This is a genomic window from Bordetella sp. MIP270_01_BMS, assembly GCF_054958705.1.
On the sequence record NZ_CM143297.1, the window covers coordinates 913553 to 935449 of the forward strand.

The following is a 21897-nucleotide window of genomic DNA, read 5'->3' on the forward strand; positions in this document are numbered from 1 at the left end:
TCCCCGTCTTGCTGTCCATCATTCAAGAAGCCGGCTGGCCGATCTGGCCGCTGCTTGCCACGTCCGTCCTGGGCCTGGCCCTGATCGTCGAACGCATGCTCACGCTGCGGCGCGGACTGATCCTGCCGCGTGGTCTTGCCGACCAGGTGCTGGACATGCTGCGCAACGGCCAGGATGCCCCCGAAGCGCTGGCGCGTCTCGAACGCAATTCTCCCCTGGGCCGGATACTGGCCGAAGTATTGCGCCAACGCCAGCAGCCTCCAGAGCTGCAACGTGCCGCGGTCGAGGACGTGGGCCGGGCCGTGGCGCATGACCTGAATCGCTATATTCCGGCGCTGGGTACGGTTGCCGTCATCGCACCGCTGATGGGCCTGTTCGGCACCGTCGTCGGCATGATCGAGATCTTCGGGTCGTACACGCCCTCGGGAGGCGACCCCGCCCAGCTGGCACGCGGCATATCCATCGCCCTGTACAACACGGCCTTCGGTATTCTGATCGCGATTCCCGCCATGGTCGCCCATCGCTATCTCCGCGGCCGGGTCGACAGCCTGCTCGTCGCCATGGAACAGATCGCCGCCCGCGTCGCGCGCGCCGGCGGCGCGCCTGCGGCGGCCGGACGCCGGCCATGAATTTCCGCGGCAGGCGGACCGAAAGCGAAGATCTCGAGATCAACCTTATCCCGCTGATCGACGTGTTGCTGGTCATTCTGATCTTCCTGGCGGCCACGACCTCTTTCGCGCGCTACACGCAGCTGAAAGTGACATTGCCGCAGGCCTCCATCGAACAGGAAAACCCGCCCGCCATCGAGGTGGCGATCAGCCGCGACGGCCGCTACGCCGTCAATGGCACGCTGGTCGATGCCCCCGATCCCGCCGACATGGCACAAGCGCTGGCGCAAGCGGCCGCCGGAAAGAACCAGCCGCTGCTGCTCATCAACGCCGATGCCCAGGCGACGCACCAGGCGGTGGTCAACGTCATGGAAGCCGCCCGCCTGGCGGGCATCGGGCGCGTCAATTTCGCCGCCCAGAACGCCCGGTGAAGCCCGCAGCCCGCGCCGCATTCGCACAGCACCATTGGCAACGCAATGGCTGGCTGGCCCGTCTGCTGTCGCCGCTGGCGGGCCTGGCCGGCTGGCATGTGGCCCGGCGTCAGGCCCAGTACCGCACTGGGCGGCGGCCTGTCTACCGGGCGGCAGTGCCCGTCGTGGTCATAGGGAATATCTATGTCGGGGGCACGGGCAAGACCCCCGTCGCGATTGCCACCGTGCAGGCACTGCGCGAGCGTGGCTGGACGCCGGGTATCGTCAGCCGGGGCTACGGAGCGCGGCAAGGCGCCCAGCCCCGGGTGGGCCACGGCGAGCTTTCGCCGGCCGATTTTGGCGATGAGCCCGCCTTGATCGCCCGCACCACCGGCGCGCCGGTCGCCGTCCATCCGCGCCGCGCGCTGGCCGTGCAGGCGCTGCTGCAGCGCCATCCGGAGGTGGATGTGATTGTTTCCGACGATGGTCTGCAGCACCTGGCGCTGGCGCGCGACGTCGAAATCGTGGTGCAGGACGAGCGCGGCGTGGGCAACGGCCGCCTGCTGCCGGCGGGGCCATTGCGCGAGCCTGCAACCCGCCTGGATGCGGTTGACGTGGTCATCACGAATTGCGCAGCCGGCGCGCCCTCTTCGCATCATCACGGGCCACCGCGCCGCGCCGATATGCGGCTCGAGCCTGCAGAGGCCCGGCACCTGCAAAGCGATGCGCGCCTGCCGCTGTCGGCGTTTGCAGATGCAACCCGGTACCGGTCGGTCGCCGCGGCGGCCGGTATCGGCAACCCTCAACGCTTTTTCGCCACGCTGCGGGCAGCGGGGGTGCGGCCCGATCCCTGCCTGGCGCTGCCCGATCACCACGATTACCGCCGGTCTCCCTTCGGGTCGGTAGCGGCAGATGCCATCCTCATCACCTCTAAAGACGCCATCAAGTGCCGGGCGCTGAACGATCCACGACTGTGGGAAGTGCCGGTGCAGGCCCGCTTCTCCGACCCTGGGCTGTTCGACTGGCTCGACGCCCGGCTGCGGCCGCTGGCCGCCGCGCGGGCGCGCTGATCCGGGCGAAACTGCTTTAGAATCGCGGGATGGAATCCCGTCTACTCGATACCCTCGTGTGCCCGCTATGCAAGGGCCGCCTCGACTTCGATCGTGCCCAGGCCGAACTGATCTGCCGCGCCGACCGTCTGGCCTACCCCGTACGCGACGGCATTCCCGTCATGCTCGAATCCGAAGCGCGCCAGCTCGACGTGGCGCGCTCCGATTCTGCCTGAACCGTGGAATTCGTCGCCCTGATCCCTGCCCGCATGGCGTCCACGCGCCTGCCCGGCAAGCCGCTGGCCGACATCGCAGGCAAGCCCATGGTGGTGCGGGTCGCTGAACGCGCGGCGCTGTCAGGTGCCGCTCGCGTATTTATCGCCACTGACGATGCGCGCGTTGCCGAGGCAGCGGCCCAACATGGCCAGCACCCACTGCTGACCCGCGCCGACCACCCCACAGGCACCGACCGGCTGGCCGAGGCCATCGAGCAGCTCGACCTGGCCGACGATGCCATCGTCGTCAACGTGCAGGGCGACGAACCGCTGATCGAACCCGCGCTCATCGACGCGGTTGCCGGCGCGCTGCATGCGCACGCCGACGCCGCCATCGCCACCTGCGCCTGCCCCCTGGCCGACGCACAGGCGCTGTTCAACCCCAATGTAGTCAAGGTCGTCTGTGCCAGCGACGGTCGCGCGCTGTACTTCTCGCGCGCCCCCATTCCGTGGGCGCGCGATGCGCTGGCTGCCAGCCCCCGGACGCTGGCGCCCGGCCTGCCAGCCCTGCACCACATCGGACTGTATGCCTACCGCGCCGGCTTCCTGCGGCGTTTTCCGACACTACCGCAAGGTGCGCTCGAACGCTATGAAGCGCTGGAACAGCTGCGGGCTCTGGAACACGGGCATGCCATCGTCGTGCACCGCACGCCGCAGGCGCCGATGGCCGGGGTGGACACGCCCGCCGATCTCGAGCGCGTGCGGCAGATTTACGCCGCTTTATAGGGGTTTCCCTTGATACGCGTGGCCACAAGGGGTGCTGCATTGCGGCATAATCTTCCCGGCCATAAAAATTACCCATCATTCAGGAGCACCCATGCGTCTCATCCTGCTCGGACCTCCCGGCGCCGGTAAAGGTACCCAGGCGGCCTTCGTCACCCAGCATTTCGCCATCCCGCAGATTTCAACCGGCGATATGCTGCGCGCAGCCGTGAAGCAAGGCACGCCGCTGGGCCTGCAGGCAAAGCAGGTCATGGACTCCGGTGGCCTGGTGTCCGACGACATCATCATCGGCCTGGTCCAGGACCGCCTGAAGCAGTCCGACTGCGCAAACGGCTACCTGTTCGACGGCTTTCCGCGCACCATTCCGCAGGCCGACGCGCTCAAGAGCGCCGGCGTGGCGCTCGATTACGTCGTCGAAATAGAAGTCCCCGAAGAAGACATCATCGAACGCATGAGCGGCCGGCGCGTACACCCCGCCAGCGGCCGCAGCTACCACCTGCGCTTCAACCCGCCCAAGCAGGAAGGGATCGACGACGTCACGGGCGAGCCGCTGGTGCAGCGCGACGACGACCGCGAAGACACCGTGCGCAATCGCCTGGCCGTCTACCAGAAGCAGACCCGTCCGCTCGTGGACTACTACGCCTCGTGGGCTCAGGAAGGCGACTCGCAGGCTCCCAAGTATCGCAAGATCTCCGGGGTCGGCGCGGTCGACGACATCAAGTCCCGCCTGTTCCAGGCGCTGGCCAGCTAGGCCGCAAAGCCTCGCAGGCGCCGCGGCCGGCCCGCGGCGCACCATCCCTTTTGCATTCGTCTTCAGAGATCTTCCCATGGAAATAGCGAACAAGGTATTCATCGTCACCGGCGGTGCTTCCGGCCTGGGCGCCGGCACGGCCCGCATGTTGGTCGCCAACGGCGCGAAGGTCGTCATCGCCGACCTCCAGGACGAGCCCGGCCAGGCGCTGGCCAGCGAACTGGGCCAGCGTTACGTGCATTGCGACGTCACCCAGGAAGCCGACGGCCGGCAAGCCGTAGCCGCCGCGCTGGAACTGGGCGCGCTGTACGGCCTGGTCAACTGCGCAGGGGTTGCGCCGGCGGCCAAGATCGTCGGCAAGAATGGCGCCCACCCGCTCGAGCTGTTCCAGAAAGTCGTCGCAATCAATCTGGTGGGCAGCTTCAACATGATGCGGCTGGCCGCGGAGGCCATGAGCGCGAACACGCCAGAACCCACCGGCGAGCGCGGCGTACTGATCAATACGGCCTCGGTGGCCGCCTTCGACGGCCAGATCGGCCAGGCCGCCTACGCGGCCTCGAAGGCGGGAGTCGCCGGCATGACGCTGCCCATCGCGCGTGACCTGGCCAAGACCGGCATCCGTTGCATGACCATTGCGCCGGGTATTTTCGGCACGCCCATGATCTTCGGCATGCCCCAGGAAGTTCAGGACTCCCTCGCGGCCAGCATTCCCTTCCCGGCACGCCTGGGCCGCCCCGAAGACTACGCCAAGCTGGTGCACAGCATCATCACCAACGACATGCTCAACGGTGAAACGATCCGCCTGGACGGCGCGATCCGCATGCCGCCCAAGTAATCACGCCGTGTCGCGCCGCCTGGCGGCGCGACTGCCACTATCGCCCATGGGTCTTTTCCGCTCGGCCGCCACCATCAGCAGCTTCACGCTGCTGTCGCGCGTCACCGGCCTGGTCCGCGACATACTCATCGCGCGGGCCTTCGGGGCGGGCCCGCTCACCGACGCCTTCTGGGTGGCGTTTCGCATTCCCAACCTGCTGCGCCGGCTGTTTGCCGAAGGCGCGTTCGCCCAGGCCTTCGTGCCCATTCTGGGAGCGGCCCGCAACGATCGCAGCGATGCCGAGGTTCGTACCCTGCTCGACCGCGTGGCGCTCTTGCTCACGCTGGCACTCATGGCCGTCACCGTACTCGGCATCGTGGCAGCCCCCTGGGTCGTGAGCGCCATGGCCAGCGGCATGCGGGAAGCTTCCCGCAGCACCGAGTTCGGCGCCGCCATCTGGATGACACGCGTCATGTTCCCGTACATCGTGTGCATGTCGCTGGTGGCGTTCGCCTCGGGGGTGCTCAACACTTGGCGCCGGTTCGCCGTACCGGCGTTCACGCCCGTATTGCTGAACCTGTCCATGATCGCAGCCTGCCTCTGGCTGGCCCCCCGCATGGATGTGCCCATCTATGCGCTGGCTATCGGCGTCATGGCCGGCGGCGTGGCGCAACTGGCAATCCAGTGGACGGCGCTCGCGCGCCTGGGCATGCTGCCGCGGCTGGGCACCAGCTTGCCGCAGGCCTGGCGCGACCCTACCGTGCAGCGCATACTCCGGCAGATGGCGCCCGCCACGCTTGGAGTGTCGGTCGCCCAGATTTCACTGCTGATCAACACCAACATCGCCACCTGGCTCACGCCTGGCAGCGTCACCTGGCTGTCCTTCGCCGACCGCCTGATGGAATTCCCGACCGCCCTGCTGGGCGTCGCGCTGGGTACCGTGCTGCTGCCCAGTCTCTCGGCCGCGCACGCGCGCCAGGACGCGGCAGGGTACTCGGCGCTGCTCGACTGGGGCCTGCGCCTGACCCTCCTGCTGGGGCTGCCGGCCGCGCTGGGCCTGGCCCTGCTGTCTGACGGCCTGGTTGCCACTCTTTTTCACTATGGTGCATTCCAGGCCGACGATGTGGCCCAGACCCGCCTGGCCGTGGTGTCGTATGCAGTAGGCCTGGTCGGCCTGCTGGGCGTTAAGATCCTCGCCCCCGGTTTCTACGCCCGGCAAGACATCCGTACGCCCGTCAAAATCGCCATCATGGTACTGGTGGCGACGCAATTGCTGAATGTCGCGCTTGTTCCGGCCCTGGCGCATGCAGGGCTGGCGCTGGCGATCGGACTGGGCGCCACCCTGAATGCACTGGCCCTGCTCGTTGGCCTGCGGCGGCGCGGCATGTACCGTCCCGTGGCCGGATGGCCCAAATTCCTGCTGCGCATCGTGCCCGCCCTGGTTGCCCTGGCCGCCGTACTGCTCTATGCCGGCCGGCACCTCGACTGGGTCTCGCTGCAATCCGTGCCGGGGCAGCGCGCGGCCTGGCTGGGGGCGGTGATCGCTGCGAGCGGCGTGGCGTATTTCGCGGCCCTGTTCGCATGCGGCTTCCGGCTACGCGATTTCACCCGCCGACGGGGTTGATCCGCGCGACGCGAAAGGTCACAATTAAGCACGCAAATGCGCCAGACCGTAAAGAAACGAGAATTTTTCCGCCTACGATGTAATCTAAAGTAAAAAAAGCATTATTATTTGTGGATGCAACTCCTCGGTAGTCGTTCGGGTTCGCTCATGGCACCGAATACCTCGTCCAACACGCCCACGCCATTGTCAGACCAGGTCATAGACTGGCTGCTGTTGCTGCGTTCCGGCCGTGCCACCCAGCGCGATTATGCCGAGTTCCTGGCCTGGCGAGACGCCAATCCACAGCACGATACGGCCTGGCAACAACTTACGGTGACCCTGGGCGGCGGCGCGTACGGGCGACTGGGCGATGCCTACCCCGAGGGCTACGAGGGCGTCGACCCCCCTGTTCACGATCAACCGGTCTCTCGCACCCGCCGCCGCTTCCTGGCCGGTGCAGCCCTGCTGGCTGCGGGCGGGGCCTCGGCCGCCTACGTCGGCAACATTTTCTACCCGTTGGGCAATCTGGCTTCCGACGCCGCCACGGGCACGGCCGAGCGGCGCCGCTACATGTTGTCGGACGGCAGCGAACTCCTGCTCGATGCGCGCAGCCGCGTCGACCTCGTCTATACCGGCCAGGTCCGCAAGCTGAAATTGCTGAGCGGCGCCGTCATGATCACGGCCAGCGCCCGCGATGAGCGCCCGTTCATTGTCGAGACCACCGAGGGCCGCATCCATTCCGCCGGAAACCGTTATATGGTGCGTCAGCAACCGCACCGGACGCTGGTGGTGGCGCATGAAGACCCGGTTACCGTCGAAACCCACGCCGGCATGCGTGACCAGCTCGACCCCGGCCTGGGGGTGCGCTTCGACTCCGTGCGCCTGGGCCCTCCCCGCGCCGACCTGGCCGCCCAGGCAGCGTGGGAAGACGGCCTGATCGACGCCCGAGGCCAGCCGCTGGCCGAGATCGTCGAGACCTTGCGCCCTTATTATCACGGCACCCTGCGCGTCTCGATGGCCGCCGGCGGCCTGCCTGTATATGGGCGTTACCTGCTCGACGATGTGCCGGCCACCCTGCGCACCCTTCAAACCCGCATGCCCATTGCTGTGCGGCGCTATACCCCGTGGCTGGTTTCCATCGCAGTCGCCTCCGCATGAAGCCGCCTTGCGGCCCGCGTAGGCAAATATCTTGCAATCCTCGGCAGAGTTGTTAGAATATTGGACTTTGCCGAATTCACTATATATCGCAACATGGCCAATACCGCCCAAGCACGCAAACGCGCTCGTCAATCGGTCGAGCGCAACAAGCATAATTCCAGCCTGCGCTCGATGCTGCGCACCGCCATCAAGCGCGTACGCCAATCCATCGCTGCCGGCGACAAGGCTGCGGCTGGCGAAGTGTTCCAGAAGGCCACCAGCGTGATCGACCGCGTGGCCGACAAGAACATCATCCACAAGAACAAGGCCGCTCGCCACAAGAGCCGCCTGGCCGCCGCCATCAAGGCGCTGGCCTGAGCCATTCTGCCGCGCCCCCCGGGGCGGCATGAATACGGCAAGCAAGGGGACGCCCTCGGGCGTCCCTTTTGTATTGGGCGGCGGGCGGTGGCCAGCCGCCCTGCCCCGTGATCAGGTCGGAAACGCCTCGCGTAGCGCGAACGTTGCCTGCTTGAACACGCCGAGGTCGGTGCCCACGGCTACGAAGTGCATTCCCATGTCGAGGTACCGGCGCGCGTCCGCGGCGACCGGGGCCAGGATACCCACGGCCTTGCCCTGCGCGCTGACGCGCTGGTACAAGTGCCTGATGGTTTCCTGCACTTCCGGATGCCCGGGATTGCCCAGGTGGCCCAGCGCGGCAGCAAGGTCAGACGGGCCGATGAATACGCCATCCACGCCCTCGACCGCCGCGATGTCGTCCACCGCTTCGATGCCAGGCCGGCTCTCGATCTGCAGCAATACACAGATGTTGTCGTTGATGACGTGCAGGTAGTCGGGCACGGTGCCATAGCGATTGCTGCGCTGCAGCCCCGCCACGCCACGCATGCCCTGCGGCGGATACCGCGTTGCCGCCACCGCGCGCCTCGCGTCTTCCTCGGATTCGATGAACGGGATCAGCAGGTTGTAGAACCCGATATCGAGCAGGCGCTTGATTTCGACGGGGTCATTCCACGAGGGCCTGCCCACCGGGGCGCTGGCACTTCCCTGCAGGGCCTGTAACTGTTGCAGGAACATGGGCACTTCGTTGGGAGAATGCTCGCCGTCGAGCAGTAACCAGTCGAAGTCGGCCAGCCCGGCCAGTTCAGCCGTAATGTGACTGGACATGCTCATCCAGAAGCCGATCAGCCGTTCACGCGCCAGGATGCGCTGCCGGAATCGGTTGGGTAGCGGAGTATTCATGAGGTTCCTTGCAAAGGCATGTCAGTCGTTGCGGGCGCCCGAGGCCTTGGCGGCCTTGCCCCATTTGGCAATCTCGGCGGACACGAACGAAGTGAATTCCTGGGGATCGCTTGCCACCACCACGAAGCCCACGCTTTCCAGCTTCTCGCGCAATTCGGGCGCATTCAGGGCCTTGACGGTGGCTTGCTGCAGCCGCTGTATGACTTCAGGCGGCGTTCCGGCCGGGGCCGACAGGCCGAACCAGGATTCGGCTGCAAAGCCCGGATAACCGGACTCGGCCACCGTGGGCGTGTCGGGATAGGCAGGGTTGCGCTTGTCGCTGGCGACGGCCAGGGCGCGCAGCTTGCCGGCACGCACATGGGGCAGCACATTGTCCTGGTTCAGGAACAGCACCGATACGCGTCCGCCGATGGTATCGGTGATGGCCGCCGCGCCGCCCTTGTACGGCACATGCATCAGGTCGATGCCGGCCGCCTGTTTCAGCATTTCCATGGCCAGGTGACCCGACGATCCATTGCCCGAGCTGGCGTGGGTGTACTTGCCCGGGTCGGCCTTGGCCAGCTTGATGAAATCGGCGAAATTCTGAGCAGGGAATTCCGGGTTGGCGACCAGCACATTGGGCCCCTTGGCCAGCAGCGAGATATGCGCGAAATCGGCGTCGCTGTAAGGCATCGTGGAATAGACCGCGTAGTTGATGGCATTGGAGCCGACGCCCGACAGCAACAGCGTATATCCGTCCGGCTTGGCCTTGGCCACGGCATCGGAACCAATATTGCCGTTCGCGCCTCCCCTGTTTTCGACGATGACGGTCTGGCCCAGGTCTTTGGCCAGTTCGGCCGCCAACAGGCGCCCGACCGAATCGGTGCTGCCGCCGGCAGGGAACGGCACCACCAGGCGCACGGGCTGCGACGGCCATGCCTGCGCGGCTGCGGTTGACGGCGCCGCCACCAGCAGGGCCGAAACAGTGGCCATCGCGGCGGCGATGCGGCCCAGTCGGGCCGATGTGGTTTGACGGAATCTCTGCATGGATGTGTCTCCTTGGTTTAGGTATGCGCGGCGGGTGAGCCGCGGGTTCAGTGGATCTCGGGCTCGGCAGCGCCGCCCGCCTGCTGCTCGGTCTGCAGAAAGTCGAAATCGCAACCGGTATTGGCCTGGCCCACGTGCTTCAGGTACAGAACGCCATAACCGCGCTCGAACCTGGCAGGCGGCGGCTGCCATGACGCCTTGCGCTCGGCCAGCTGGGCATCGGTCAGTTGCACGTCAAGCCGCCGGTTCGGCACGTCCAGCGTGATCAAGTCGCCGTCACGGACGAGCGCCAGCGGCCCGCCGATGTACGACTCGGGAGCCACATGCAGCACGCAGGCGCCATAACTGGTGCCGCTCATGCGCGCATCGGATATGCGCAGCATGTCGCGCACGCCCTGCTTCAGCAGTTTCTGCGGTATGGGCAACTGCCCCCACTCGGGCATGCCGGGCGCGCCCTGCGGGCCGGCGTTCTGCAGCACGATGACGCTGTCCGCACCGACGTCCAGATCGGGATCGTCGATGCGCGCGGCCATGTCGTTGTAGTCCTTGAATACCACCGCGCGCCCGGTATGGACCTGCAGGCGCGGTTCCATTGCCGGCGGCTTGATCACCGCGCCGTCGGGGGCCAGGTTGCCGCGCAGGACAGCCAGGCCGTCGCATGCCACCAGCGCCTGTTCACGCGAGCGGATCACGTCATCGTTGAAAACGCGCGCGCCTGCGATGTTCTCGCCCAGCGTGCGGCCGTCGACGGTCTGCTGGCTCGTATCCAGCAGGTCGCCGAGCTGAACCATCAGGGCGCGCAAGCCACCGGCGTAGTAAAAATCTTCCATCAGATACTTGCCCGCGGGGCGCAGGTTGGCCAGCACCGGGGTACTGCGCGCAAGGCTGTCGAAGCGGTCCAGGTCCAGGGAAAAGCCGCAACGACGCGCCATGGCGATCAGATGCACGACGGCATTGGTCGAACCCGACAGGGCCAGCACGGTGCGCACGGCGTTATCGAACGAAGAGGCCGTCAGCAGGCTCGATGGGGTGATATCGCGCCACACCATCTCGACGATGCGCTTGCCCGACAACGTGGCCATCTGCGCATGGCGCGAATCGGGCGCCGGAATCGATGAATACCCGGACAGGCACAGGCCCAGGGCCTCGACCGCCGCCGTCATTGTGGATGCGGTGCCCATGGTCATGCAATGGCCGGGCGAACGCGCAATGCCGTCTTCGACGCCCTGCCAGTCTTCCTCGGTGATGTTGCCCGCCCGCAGTTCGGCCCAGTACTTCCAGGTGTCCGATCCTGAGCCCAGCGTGTTGCCATTCCAGTTGCCGCGCAGCATCGGGCCTGCCGGCACGAAAATGGTGGGCAGGTCCATCGACGCCGCTCCCATCAGCAGCGCTGGCGTGGTCTTGTCGCAACCGCCCATCAGCACGCATCCATCGGCCGGATAGGAACGCAACAGCTCTTCCGTTTCCATGGCGAGCAGATTGCGATAGAGCATGGTGGTGGGCTTCTGGAAGGGCTCCGACAGGCTCATGGCGGGCATTTCCACCGGAAAACCACCAGCCTGCCAGATGCCGCGCTTGACCTCTTCGACGCGCTGCTTGAAATGGCTGTGACAGGGGTTGATGTCGCTCCAGGTGTTGATGATGGCGATCACCGGCTTGCCCGCGTAGTCGGAGCGGTGATACCCCATCTGTGCGGTACGCGAACGATGTCCGAAAGACCGCAGGTCTTTCACGCCATACCAGCGGTGGCTGCGCAGTTCTTCGGGCCGTTTGCGCTGCGAGTTGTCAGTCATGGTGCGGAAATGTCCTTCGATAGTCGTCAAAAAAGGGGGGGTGCGCGGGTCGAGGCCGTGCGTCAGGAGCCCAGCAGAAAGGGCACGCCGCTGCGATCGCATAGCTCGCGCAGCCGCCCGACCAGCGCGGCGGGCAAAGGTATGCCATCGCGCTGGCGCCGCTCCCACTCGGCCGCCTCGGGGTCGCCCGCCACTTGCACGGGCTGGCTGGGGTCGGCGGCCGGCGTGTCGCGCAGCGTATCCAGTACTTCGTCCACATCGTCTTCAAACGAACCCGAGTCACGAAACGCGTCGGGATTCAGGGCCAGGAAGAAATGGCCGATGTCGTCCGGGTCGCCAGGCCGCCGGCGCGCGGCGTAGCGGGCAGCCATGGCGCTGCCTCCAAGCGTGCCGCCCAGCAACTGCGCCATGACCGCCAGCCCATAGCCCTTGTGGCTGCTCATGGCGGCCGTGCCGCCCAGGGGCGTCAGACCGCCTTCGGGCCGGTCGAAGATGTATTGCATGGCCTGCGCGGCGTCGGTCACGCTGCGGCCCTGGCCATCGACGGCCCAGCCATCGGGCAGCGGCTTGCCGAGAAAGTCGTACACCTTCACTTTGTTGGCGGCCACAGTGGTGGTGGCCATGTCCAGCACAAAGGGTTCGTTCTGCGCCGCGGGCGCGCCGAAGGCTATGGGATTGGTGCCCAGCACTGGCGCCGCGCCATGGGTGGGCACCATGATCAGCGTGGTGGCGCTGCTGGTCACCAGTCCCACGACCCCGCGCCGCACGGCCATGCGCGCGTAGACCCCGGCCGCCCCGAAGTGATGCGAGTTGCGCACCGAGACCGCCCCGACGCCCTCTTCGAGCGCCTTGTCCACGGCCAGTTGCATGCCCTGCGCGGCCACCGGATAACCCAGCCCCGCCATGCCATCGAGCAGCGCCGTGGACGCAGTTTCACGCACCAGGCGCGGCCGCGCGTCGATACGCAAGGTGCCCGCGCGCAACTTCGCTTCGTAGGCAGGCAACATCGAAATACCGTGCGAATCGACGCCCAGCAGATCGGTCTCGGTCATGAGTTCCGCCGTGATGGCCGCCAGGTCGCGTGGCATGCCCCACGCCACCAGGATGGCCAGTATCTGTTCGCGCACCTGTGCGGCGCGCACCCTGAACGAGGATTCCTTGCTGCTGCACTGCACCGTTTGTCTCCTTTGGGTCGGACCCGTTATCAATGCCTTGCCGCCGGCCCGGATCAATCGCGCTCGCGATCCACCAGCCGATGACGGGCTTGCCCCAGATGAAACTGCATCGCGACGCGAGCCCGCTCGCCATCTTGTTCGCGTATGGCCCCCAGGATCGCCGCATGCTCGTCCGCCACGCGCTGGGCACGCTGCCGCGATCCGGTACGCGTCAGGCTCAGCGTCAGGCGCATGAAGCCGCTGATGGACTCATGGATCGATTCGAGCACCCCCAGGTAATAGTCATTGCCGGTGGCCTGTGCGATGCTCGCATGGAACGCCAGGTCGGCTTCGGGCGACACATGGCCCCGCTCGAGTCCGTCGATGAAGGCGGCATGCGCATCGCCAATGGCGCGCAATTCTTCGTCTGTGCGGCGCAACGCCGCCAGGCGCGCGGCATCCCCTTCCAGAGCCATGCGGATTTCCTGGGCCCGCAGATAGGCGCCCACATGCTGCACATCGCTGAACGTCTTCAGCCGTGGCGCCGGTTGCTGGCTGACAAACGTGCCGAGCCCCTGGTGCGCGGTCACCAGGCCGTCGGCGCGCAAGCGCAGCAGGGCCTCGCGCACCACCGGGCGCGAAACGCCGAAGCGCTCGCAGATCTCGTGTTCAGACGGCAGCTTGTCTCCGACGTTGAGGTGTCCGGCAGTGATCTGTTCGAAGATCTGGCCGTACAGCTGATCGGCCAGGCGCACCCGTTGCCCGCGCTCCAGCACCAGCGTGCCGGCGCCCGTTTCTGCCACCACAGCGGGAGCCGTGGGCCCCGCCGATTTCTTGCGTTTCACCTTGCTTTCCTTTGCACATGCAGACGTCGCGCACGCCATGCGCGCCGCCCGCCTTCAGGCGCCCATGCGCGCCAGTCATCTGTATACCACTGTCGCCGGGCAGCGGCTCAAGCGCCTGGCACCCCCTGCGTATTCACATACAAGGCGTACACGGAATGTGAGGAAGCCATGAAAAGACGGTTGCGCTGTGCTGCGCCAAAGCACAGATTGGCGCAGCGTTCGGGCAAGTGGATATGCGCCAGACGCCTGCCCTTGGGCGATATCACCATCACGCCGTCCTTGCCTTCGCCCATGCCCCACCCGCACCACAGATTGCCGTCCACATCGCAGCGCATGCCATCGAGCGTGCCGCCCTCCGCGTCGAGGAACACGCGTCGGTTGGCGACCCCGCGGCCGCCCTCGACGACGTCGTACACATGAATCAGGCGATTGGGCGTCGCCCGCCCCTCGACCACATACAAGAGCATGCCGTCGGGCGAGAAGCACAGGCCGTTGACGCCCTTGAGATCGGTGATCACGGCATTGCCTTGGCCCGTTTGCGGGTCGATGCGGTAGACGCTGTGCGGCAGTTCGGCCTGGGCCTTGCGGCCTTCGTAGTTGCCCCCTATGCCGAAGGGCGGATCCGAAAACCACACCGCGCCATCGGTATGGCAGATCACGTCATTGGGGGAATTCAGCGGCTTGCCCTGATACTTGTCCATCAGCACCGTGATGGAGCCGTCGTACTCGGTACGCGTCACGCGCCGCGTGAGATGCTCGCACGTGACCAGCCGGCCCCGGCGATCACGCGTGTTGCCATTTGCATAATTCGACGGTTTGCGAAACTCGCTGACCGCGCCGGTCTGCTCGTCCCATTTCATGATGCGGTCGTTGGGAATATCGCTCCAAAGCAGGTAGCGCCCATCGCCGAACCAGACCGGTCCTTCGGCCCATCGCATGCCCGTGGCAATGCGCTCGATGCCCGCGTTGAACAACCGGTAGGCCTCGAAGCCCGGGTCAAGGACTTCGATCGCGGGGTCCGGGTAGGCGGCAGAAGGCTTCCAGGCCCGCGCGAGGCCTGGCAGTGCGGCGATGGCTGCAGCGCCCGCGCCAGCGAGCAGCCGGCGGCGCGGCCCGTCGACGGCCGGGCCGGCGTGTGACGCTTCCTGAGCTTCAGTGCGGCCTGGCCGCAGGTCGGCATTCTGCATGTGATTCTCCGGTGGGTGGACCTTCGGGAAGATCGAACGCCGGCGTCAACCGCGCAGGCATGCGTTTTCAGGCGGGCACGAGCTCCTGGTCCCACTGCAACAGCGCGCGGGCCACCGGCGCCACGCGCTGGCGCTCGGACTCGGACAGGCCGGTGACCAGAGGCAGCATGGGGCCCATGTCAGCCACTCCGGCCAACGTGACCGCGTCGTGCAGCACGCGGATGGGGCTGATGCCGTCACGGCAGTCTTCCAGGGGCAGGTACTTCTGGCGCACTTGCTCGGCTTCGTCGAACTTGCCTTCGTGCAGCAGATGAAGCATATGCATTGCGCCCCTGGGCGCCACGCAAACCGAACCCGAGGTAAAGCTCTTGAGCCCGAACTTGCGGAAGTGGGTGATGGCCGGGCGCTCACCGCTGCCGCTGACCAGCCAGCGAGGCTCGATGACCTGCAGCAGCGCGTGCAGATAAGGGTCGTCGGCCGCGTCAGGGCACACCACTGCATATTTGAGCGCGACGATGCGGCCCTCGCCGATAAGACTGGCCAGCGTGGCGGGCTCGATGTAGCCCGCGCTTTTCAGATAGACCACCACGGGCTTGCCCAGGGCGTCGCTGAAGCGTCGGATGCCGTCGGCCAGGCCCGCGTCGGTGTAGGGGAAAGACATGGGCAGCAGCATGGCGGTGGGAAAGTCGCGCGTGCGCAGGATCGCCGCCTGGTCCATCAGCTTGCCGTAGTCGGGGCCTGCCGATGGCAACACCCAGGTATCGGGCCCTGCCGCTTCGGCCAGGGAATCCACCACATGCGCATATTCACTGACGGCGAGGTTATAAAAATTGGCATTGCCGCCGTACATCACGCTGCGCACGCCACCCTGCTCGAGATGGCGCAATAAAGCCTGGTTTCCCGCGGCGTCGAACGAAAGATCGGCGCGGCGCGCCAGCGGCGGAACGGCTATCACGGATCGCTGCAGGTCGGCGGCGGTGACCGGGGTGGTTTTCATGGCAATGGACTCCTGGAGCCGGTGGTCGGATTCATCAACAAAAAAAGTATACTTGGTTGACAAGTAAAAGCTCAATACCTATATTTGTCTTACAACAAATCGGTTGCCAGATACGCGCGCCGCGCACAAGCTCTGCAACGTACCGCGCGGGCGTGTCATTCCAATAACACCCGATGCGCCCCGCGCACCAGGAGACACCGCGATGCCTGTCAGTTCCTTGTTCCGTTCCGCCGTCACCGCCTTGGCCGCCAGCGCGGCACTGTGGGGGTCCCCCGCGCATGCCGCCGATGCCTATCCCGCGCGCCAGGTCACCATCCTGGTGCCATTTCCCGCAGGCGGCACCACCGACATCGCCGCGCGCGTGGTGGCAGCCGAACTTGGCAAGGCCTGGCAGCAGCCCGTCGTGGTCGAGAACCGGGCCGGCGCCGGCGGCAATGTCGGCACTGCCGAGGCAGCGCGCGCCGCGCCCGACGGATACACCCTGCTGATGGGCACGGTAAGCACCCATGCCATCAATCAATCCGTCTACAGCAACTTGCCCTATGACCCGGTGCGCGATTTCACGCCGGTCACCATGGTCATTCCGGTGCCCAACGTCCTGGAGCTGAACCCGGCCTTCGCCGACCGGCACAACATCCGCTCGGTCGCCGACCTGATCGCCTACCTGAAGGCGAACCCGGGCAAGGTCAATATGGCCTCTACCGGCAACGGCACGTCCACCCACCTGTCCGGCGAGCTGTTCATGGCCATGACCGGCACCAAGATGACCCATGTGCCGTACAAGGGAAGCAGCCCTGCGCTGACCGACGTGATGAGTGGTTCCGCCGACCTGATCTTCGACAACCTGCCGTCCTCGATGGGTTTTCTGAAAGCGGGCAAATTGCGCCCCCTGGCCGTCACCAGCGCCGAACGATCCCCCGCGTTGCCGGACGTGCCCACGATCGCCCAGGCTGGGGTAGACGGCTATGACGCGTCCAGCTGGTTCGGCCTGCTGGCTCCGGCCGGCACACCGCCGGCCATCGTGGACCGGGTGCAGCGCGATGTGGCGAAGATCCTCCAGGATCCGGCCGTGCGCGAGCGTTTCGAGGCGCTGGGTGCCCAACCTCAAGCCATGACGCCCGACGAATTCAAGACCTTCATGGCCGGCGAAACCGCCAAGTGGGCCAAGGCCGTGCAGCAATCCGGCGCGCGGGTCGACTGAACTCAGGCATTCCCAGGCCGTTGGCGCGCGTGGCCGGCGGCTGATCCCACAACACGCGCACCAGGAGACATCGTGAATAAACTGATCAGCGCCATCGCCGCCGCCGGCCTTGCCCTTCTGGGCGCACCGGCCGCCCACGCCGCCACGTTTCCCGAAAAGCCGGTGACCATCATCGTGCCGTTCGTTCCCGGCGGATCCTCCGACATTACGGCCCGTTCGGTCATGCCCGGCATGCAGAAGCTGCTGGGCCAGAGCTTCGTCGCCGAGAACAAGCCGGGCGCCAATAGCGCCATCGGCGCGCAGGCACTGGCTCGCGCGCCCGCCGACGGCTACACCATGATGGTCGGCTCGATCGGCACCTTCGCCATCAACGAGGCGCTCTACAAAGAACTGGCCTACAACCCCAGCAAGGACTTCCAGTATCTGACCCAGGCCGTGCGTAATCCCAACCTGCTGGTGGCTCCGCCGTCGTTCCCGGCCAACACGGTGGCCGAGCTGGTGGAATATGCCAAGAAGCATCCGGGCGAAGTGTCGTATGCGTCGTCCGGTACGGGCTCGTCGGACCATCTTTCGGCAATCCTGTTCCGCCAGCGCACCGACACCACCGGCGTCGACGTGCCCTACCGCGGCGGCGCCGCTGCCATCGCGGACCTGCTGGGCGCGCAGGTCAACGTGTCGTTCCAGAATCTGGGGGCGGTGCAGAAGCATGTGCTTGCCGGCAAGCTGAAAGCGCTTGCCATCACCGGCGAGACGCGCGCCGCCGAACTCCCTGACGTCCCCACGTTGGCGGAAGCCGGCATCAAGGATATGGTCGTGTATTCGTGGCAGGGATTCGCCGTACCCAAAGATACGCCCGCGCCCGTGGTCAAGACCTTGTCCGACGCCTTGCGCCAGACCCTTCGCGAGCCCGAAGTCACCAAGACGCTGCAGGGGCTCGGCTTCGAGGTGGTGGCCAACTCACCCGAAGAATTCGCCGCGTTCCAGCAGGCCGAAGTCAAGCGCTGGAAACAGGTCATCAAAGATGGCGGCATACAGCTGCAGTAGGCGGCGGCGCGCATGGGCGGCAGATTGCCCATGCGCCGTCGGAATCAAGTAGCATTTGCAGTTTCCCTGACAAGCGCTCACGACATGACCACCAAGCAACGCATACTCCAGGTCGGCTCCCTGTCCGGCTCTCCCAGCGCCAACCAACGGCTGGCCGATTCCTACGATGTCTTCGAACTCTGGAAGCACGGCGACCGCAAGGCCGCCCTGGCCGAACATGGCAAAGGCATCACGGCGGTCGTCACTTCGGCCACCATGGGCGCCAATGCCGAACTCATCGAAGGCCTGCCCGACCTGAAGGCTATCTGCAGCTGGGGCGTCGGTTACGAAACCATCGACGTCCAGGCAGCGCAGGCGCGCGGCGTGCTTGTCAGCAATACGCCCGATGTGCTCACCGACTGTGTGGCCGACCTGGCCTGGGGCCTGATGATCGCCGGCGCGCGGCGCATGAGCCTGGGCGATCGCTACGTGCGGGCCGGCCGCTGGGGCCAGGTGCATGGCAGCATTCCGCTGGGCACGCGCGTCAGCGGCAAGAAACTGGGCATCATCGGCCTGGGACGCATAGGCCAGGCCATCGCCCGCCGGGGCGAGGGCTTCGACATGGAAGTGCGCTATCACAATCGCCGCCAGCGCGACGACGTGTCGTATGGGTACGAAGCTTCGCTGGTCGAACTGGCGCGCTGGTCCGATTTCCTGATCGTGGCCACCGTGGGCGGTCCGGGCACGCGGCACCTGGTCAACCGCGAGGTCCTGGAGGCTCTGGGCCCCAAGGGCATCATCGTCAATATCGCGCGGGGACCGGTCATCGACGAGCAGGCACTGGTCACGGCGCTCGACAGCGGCAAACTGGGTTGCGCGGCGCTCGACGTGTTCGAGCATGAGCCCAACGTGCCCGATGCCCTGAAAGCCAGCGACAACAGCGTGCTGTTGCCGCACATCGGCAGCGCCACGTACGAAACCCGCATGGCCATGGAAGACCTGATGCTGGAAAACCTGCAGTCGTTCTTCCAGACCGGCAAGCTGGTCACTCCGGTCGAGTAAGGCCGGGTAGCCCCCTGCCGCAGGCGGCGCCGCAGTCCGCGCCCAGCGTCCCTGAGGCTGCGGGCGGCTGGCGCCCGCTTCAGAATCCGCGCCGCACGGCATGTGCGGCCACAGGCTTGCTCAGACTTCGCGCTCTTCGGTCTTCAGTTTATTGTCGTGCGCGAAGTCAATCACGAACTTGTAGGCCAGCGGTTCCAGTTCGCGCAAGCGCTGGTCGACCACGACCCCGCGCACGCCGTCTATCATGACCGGCAGCACGTAAGGCGAGTAAGTCAGATGGCTGCCGGTGGACCCGGGAGGGCGGAACTGCGCCATGACGCCGGCCAGGCGTTCCGCCCAATCGCTCGGACGGAACCGGGCGCCACTTTCCGTGACACCGTGGATAACGAATTGTTTGACGCGAGTTGCCATGTGTTTTCACCACGGGCTGCGTGTGCAGGGTCCAGATTGGCCAGGCACCAAAGATGCGGCCCGCGCCGCGAATTGTATATGATTGCTCTTTTGGCCACGCCGTTTCGACCATGACTCCTCCCACGCACCAGAATGGCCCCTTGCGGCATTTCCTGCAGTTCCGGGATTTCTCACCCGCAGAAATCGCCTATGTGCTCGACCGCGCTCGCCTGATCAAGGACAAGTTCAAGCGCTACGAGCCCCATATGCCGCTGCATGACCGCACCTTGGCCATGGTGTTCGAGAAGGCCAGCACGCGCACGCGCGTTTCGTTCGAGGCTGGCATGTACCAGATGGGCGGGTCGGTCATCAATCTCACGTCGAACGATTCGCAGCTCGGCCGTTCCGAACCCATCGAAGATACGGCGCGCGTCATTTCGCGCATGGTCGACATCGTCATGATCCGCACCTTCGAGCAGACCCGCATCGAGCGCTTCGCCTCGCATTCGCGCGTGCCTGTCATCAACGGACTGACCAACGAATACCACCCCTGCCAGATCCTGGCCGATCTGTTCACCTATATCGAGCATCGCGGGCCCGTTGCCGGCAAGACAGTGGCCTGGATCGGCGACGCCAACAACATGTCTTACACGTGGCTGCAGGCCGCCGAGATGCTGGGCTTCACCCTGCATGTATCCACTCCCCCCGGCTATGAACTCGACCCCGCGCGTGTCGGTTCGCCACCCGAGGGTGTGCTGCGCCAGTTTGCCGACCCCATGGAAGCCTGCCGCGGCGCGCATCTGGTCACCACCGACGTCTGGACCAGCATGGGCTACGAGGCCGAGAACGAGACGCGCCGCGCCGCCTTCGCCGACTGGTGCGTCGATGCCGAAATGATGGCCGTCGCCGACCCGCAGGCGGTTTTCATGCATTGCCTGCCGGCCCATCGCGGCGAGGAAGTCACCGGCGAAGTCATCGACGGACCGCAAAGCGTCGTGTGGGACGAAGCCGAGAACCGGCTGCATGTGCAGAAGGCGCTGATGGAGTTCCTGCTGCTGGGCCGCCTCTGATCCGCCTGAACGCCCCGCCCTATCAGCCGGCAGGTCGCAGCCTTCGATATCAGACATTCCAGTTGGCGCCTGCGCGCGGCAGGCGGTCCACCCCACGCAAACGCGCTAAAATCCGTGGTTCAATCGCAGCGAGCGCGCCACGCCGCCGCGCCGGCACTGTCTGTCCGTAGGCTTTAGATCACACAATGACCACTATTCTTCCCCACCTTCCCGTCGGCCAGAAGGTCGGCATTGCCTTTTCGGGCGGCCTGGACACCAGCGCTGCGCTGCTCTGGATGCGCAACAAGGGCGCCATTCCGTACGCCTACACGGCCAACCTGGGCCAGCCCGACGAATCCGACTACGAGGCCATTCCGCGTCGCGCCATGGAATATGGCGCCGAAAACGCACGCCTGATCGACTGCCGCGCCCAGCTGGCGGCCGAAGGCATTGCGGCCCTGCAGGCCGGCGCCTTCCATATTTCCACGGCAGGCGTCACCTACTTCAACACCACGCCGCTCGGGCGCGCCGTGACGGGCACCATGCTCGTGGCGGCCATGAAGGAAGACGGTGTCAACATCTGGGGCGATGGCAGCACCTACAAGGGCAACGACATTGAACGTTTCTACCGCTATGGCCTGCTCACCAATCCCGAGCTGAAAATCTACAAGCCGTGGCTCGATCAGTTGTTCATCGACGAACTCGGCGGCCGCGCCGAGATGTCCGAATACATGCAGCAAGCGGGCTTCGACTACAAAATGTCGGCGGAAAAGGCCTACTCCACCGATTCCAACATGCTGGGGGCCACCCACGAAGCCAAGGACCTCGAACACCTGAACTCGGGCATCAAGATCGTCCAGCCCATCATGGGCGTGGCGTTCTGGCGTGACGACGTCGTGGTCAAGGCCGAGGAAGTGCGCGTGCGCTTCGAAGAAGGCCAGCCGGTGGCGCTGAATGGCGTCGAATATGCCGATCCGGTCGAGCTCCTGCTGGAAGCCAACCGCATAGGCGGCCGCCACGGCCTGGGCATGAGTGACCAGATCGAGAACCGCATCATCGAAGCCAAGAGCCGCGGCATTTACGAAGCGCCGGGGCTTGCCTTGCTGTTCATCGCCTACGAGCGCCTGGTTACCGGCATCCATAACGAAGACACCATCGAGCAATACCGCGAAAGCGGCCGCAAGCTGGGCCGGTTGCTCTACCAGGGCCGCTGGTTCGACCCGCAGGCCATCATGCTGCGCGAAACCGCCCAGCGCTGGGTGGCGCGCGCCATTACTGGCGAAGTCACGCTGGAACTGCGCCGCGGCAACGACTATTCCCTGCTGAACACCGAATCGGCCAACCTGACGTACAAACCCGAACGCCTGACCATGGAGAAAGGCGACTCCACCTTCTCGCCGGCCGACCGCATCGGGCAGCTCACCATGCGCAACCTCGACATCATCGACACGCGTGAGAAGCTCTACACCTACGTGCAGACCGGCCTGCTGGCGCCTTCCGGCGGCGCCGCGCTGCCGCAGCTGAAAGACACCAAGAAGTAGGC

The 21897-nt window shown here is 65.8% G+C and carries 23 protein-coding genes; 15 read left to right on the forward strand and 8 right to left on the reverse strand.

The annotated features are described in order from the left end of the window. Nucleotides 1-8 precede the first annotated feature (8 nt). The 10 genes from ACV17W_RS04165 (at nucleotide 9) to rpsT (ending at nucleotide 7748) form a co-directional block, all read left to right on the forward strand. Nucleotides 9-629 carry a MotA/TolQ/ExbB proton channel family protein gene (locus ACV17W_RS04165; protein ID WP_462595191.1) on the forward strand — a complete coding sequence of 207 codons (621 nt, stop codon included), beginning with the start codon at nucleotides 9-11 and terminating at the stop codon, nucleotides 627-629. Continuing rightward, nucleotides 626-1039, forward strand: coding sequence for an ExbD/TolR family protein (locus ACV17W_RS04170; RefSeq protein WP_462595192.1), 414 nt, complete (start codon nucleotides 626-628; stop codon nucleotides 1037-1039). The genes ACV17W_RS04165 and ACV17W_RS04170 overlap by 4 nt, the downstream gene beginning before the upstream one ends. Then, the gene (lpxK, locus tag ACV17W_RS04175) at nucleotides 1036-2088 is read left to right on the forward strand and encodes a tetraacyldisaccharide 4'-kinase (protein WP_462595193.1); all 1053 of its coding nucleotides are present in this window, start codon (nucleotides 1036-1038) and stop codon (nucleotides 2086-2088) included. Before ACV17W_RS04170 ends, lpxK begins: the two co-directional genes overlap by 4 nt. Before the next feature lie 29 nt (nucleotides 2089-2117). Further along, nucleotides 2118-2303 carry a Trm112 family protein gene (locus ACV17W_RS04180; RefSeq protein ID WP_462595194.1) on the forward strand — a complete coding sequence of 62 codons (186 nt, stop codon included), beginning with the start codon at nucleotides 2118-2120 and terminating at the stop codon, nucleotides 2301-2303. Nucleotides 2304-2306: 3 nt separating this feature from the next. Further along, on the forward strand, nucleotides 2307-3068 hold the full coding sequence (kdsB, locus tag ACV17W_RS04185; RefSeq protein ID WP_462595195.1) for a 3-deoxy-manno-octulosonate cytidylyltransferase: 762 nt from the start codon (nucleotides 2307-2309) through the stop codon (nucleotides 3066-3068). Between the two features lie 91 nt (nucleotides 3069-3159). After that, entirely contained in the window at nucleotides 3160-3816 is a 657-nt protein-coding gene (adk, locus tag ACV17W_RS04190) for an adenylate kinase (RefSeq protein ID WP_462595196.1), read from the forward strand. A 76-nt stretch (nucleotides 3817-3892) separates the two neighbouring features. Next, the gene (locus tag ACV17W_RS04195; RefSeq protein ID WP_462595197.1) at nucleotides 3893-4651 is read left to right on the forward strand and encodes a 3-hydroxyacyl-CoA dehydrogenase; all 759 of its coding nucleotides are present in this window, start codon (nucleotides 3893-3895) and stop codon (nucleotides 4649-4651) included. A gap of 46 nt (nucleotides 4652-4697) precedes the next feature. Beyond that, nucleotides 4698-6254 carry a murein biosynthesis integral membrane protein MurJ gene (gene murJ, locus ACV17W_RS04200; protein ID WP_462596455.1) on the forward strand — a complete coding sequence of 519 codons (1557 nt, stop codon included), beginning with the start codon at nucleotides 4698-4700 and terminating at the stop codon, nucleotides 6252-6254. Nucleotides 6255-6401: 147 nt separating this feature from the next. Then, entirely contained in the window at nucleotides 6402-7391 is a 990-nt protein-coding gene (locus ACV17W_RS04205) for a FecR family protein (protein WP_462595198.1), read from the forward strand. Between the two features lie 93 nt (nucleotides 7392-7484). Then, nucleotides 7485-7748: a 30S ribosomal protein S20 gene (gene rpsT, locus ACV17W_RS04210; protein WP_043542310.1), complete on the forward strand. Its 264-nt coding sequence runs from the start codon at nucleotides 7485-7487 to the stop codon at nucleotides 7746-7748. 111 nt (nucleotides 7749-7859) lie between these two features. On the opposite strand, the gene garL is transcribed toward rpsT, so the two are convergent. The 7 genes from garL to ACV17W_RS04245 form a co-directional block, all read right to left on the reverse strand. Next, nucleotides 7860-8627 (reverse strand): 2-dehydro-3-deoxyglucarate aldolase, encoded by a 768-nt coding sequence (gene garL / locus ACV17W_RS04215; RefSeq protein ID WP_462595199.1) that lies wholly within the window; start codon nucleotides 8625-8627, stop codon nucleotides 7860-7862. Nucleotides 8628-8648: 21 nt separating this feature from the next. Next, the gene (locus ACV17W_RS04220) at nucleotides 8649-9653 is read right to left on the reverse strand and encodes a Bug family tripartite tricarboxylate transporter substrate binding protein (protein ID WP_462595200.1); all 1005 of its coding nucleotides are present in this window, start codon (nucleotides 9651-9653) and stop codon (nucleotides 8649-8651) included. Between the two features lie 47 nt (nucleotides 9654-9700). Then, on the reverse strand, nucleotides 9701-11446 hold the full coding sequence (araD, locus tag ACV17W_RS04225) for an L-arabinonate dehydratase (protein ID WP_462595201.1): 1746 nt from the start codon (nucleotides 11444-11446) through the stop codon (nucleotides 9701-9703). Nucleotides 11447-11508: 62 nt separating this feature from the next. Next, nucleotides 11509-12621 carry an Ldh family oxidoreductase gene (locus tag ACV17W_RS04230; protein ID WP_462595202.1) on the reverse strand — a complete coding sequence of 371 codons (1113 nt, stop codon included), beginning with the start codon at nucleotides 12619-12621 and terminating at the stop codon, nucleotides 11509-11511. A gap of 53 nt (nucleotides 12622-12674) precedes the next feature. Next, nucleotides 12675-13445 (reverse strand): FadR/GntR family transcriptional regulator, encoded by a 771-nt coding sequence (locus ACV17W_RS04235; RefSeq protein ID WP_462595203.1) that lies wholly within the window; start codon nucleotides 13443-13445, stop codon nucleotides 12675-12677. A 107-nt stretch (nucleotides 13446-13552) separates the two neighbouring features. After that, entirely contained in the window at nucleotides 13553-14632 is a 1080-nt protein-coding gene (locus tag ACV17W_RS04240; protein WP_462595204.1) for an SMP-30/gluconolactonase/LRE family protein, read from the reverse strand. Nucleotides 14633-14699: 67 nt separating this feature from the next. Continuing rightward, nucleotides 14700-15629 carry a dihydrodipicolinate synthase family protein gene (locus tag ACV17W_RS04245; protein ID WP_462595205.1) on the reverse strand — a complete coding sequence of 310 codons (930 nt, stop codon included), beginning with the start codon at nucleotides 15627-15629 and terminating at the stop codon, nucleotides 14700-14702. Nucleotides 15630-15831: 202 nt separating this feature from the next. Here ACV17W_RS04245 and ACV17W_RS04250 point away from each other — a divergent pair, with 202 nt between their 5' ends. The 3 genes from ACV17W_RS04250 to ACV17W_RS04260 all read left to right on the forward strand — a co-directional run bounded on the left by ACV17W_RS04250 (nucleotide 15832) and on the right by ACV17W_RS04260 (nucleotide 18915). Further along, nucleotides 15832-16830 (forward strand): Bug family tripartite tricarboxylate transporter substrate binding protein, encoded by a 999-nt coding sequence (locus ACV17W_RS04250; protein WP_462595206.1) that lies wholly within the window; start codon nucleotides 15832-15834, stop codon nucleotides 16828-16830. A 72-nt stretch (nucleotides 16831-16902) separates the two neighbouring features. Further along, a complete protein-coding gene (locus ACV17W_RS04255) occupies nucleotides 16903-17874 on the forward strand; it encodes a Bug family tripartite tricarboxylate transporter substrate binding protein (RefSeq protein WP_462595207.1) in 972 nt (323 codons plus the stop codon). Nucleotides 17875-17958: 84 nt separating this feature from the next. Continuing rightward, on the forward strand, nucleotides 17959-18915 hold the full coding sequence (locus tag ACV17W_RS04260) for a 2-hydroxyacid dehydrogenase (RefSeq protein WP_462595208.1): 957 nt from the start codon (nucleotides 17959-17961) through the stop codon (nucleotides 18913-18915). Nucleotides 18916-19035: 120 nt separating this feature from the next. On the opposite strand, the gene ACV17W_RS04265 is transcribed toward ACV17W_RS04260, so the two are convergent. Beyond that, the gene (locus ACV17W_RS04265; RefSeq protein ID WP_462595209.1) at nucleotides 19036-19326 is read right to left on the reverse strand and encodes a DUF3579 domain-containing protein; all 291 of its coding nucleotides are present in this window, start codon (nucleotides 19324-19326) and stop codon (nucleotides 19036-19038) included. Nucleotides 19327-19436: 110 nt separating this feature from the next. On the opposite strand from ACV17W_RS04265, the gene argF reads away from it, so the two are divergent. Next, nucleotides 19437-20375, forward strand: coding sequence for an ornithine carbamoyltransferase (gene argF / locus ACV17W_RS04270; protein WP_462595210.1), 939 nt, complete (start codon nucleotides 19437-19439; stop codon nucleotides 20373-20375). Between the two features lie 185 nt (nucleotides 20376-20560). After that, on the forward strand, nucleotides 20561-21895 hold the full coding sequence (gene argG / locus ACV17W_RS04275) for an argininosuccinate synthase (RefSeq protein ID WP_462595211.1): 1335 nt from the start codon (nucleotides 20561-20563) through the stop codon (nucleotides 21893-21895). The last annotated feature ends 2 nt before the right edge of the window (nucleotides 21896-21897 follow it).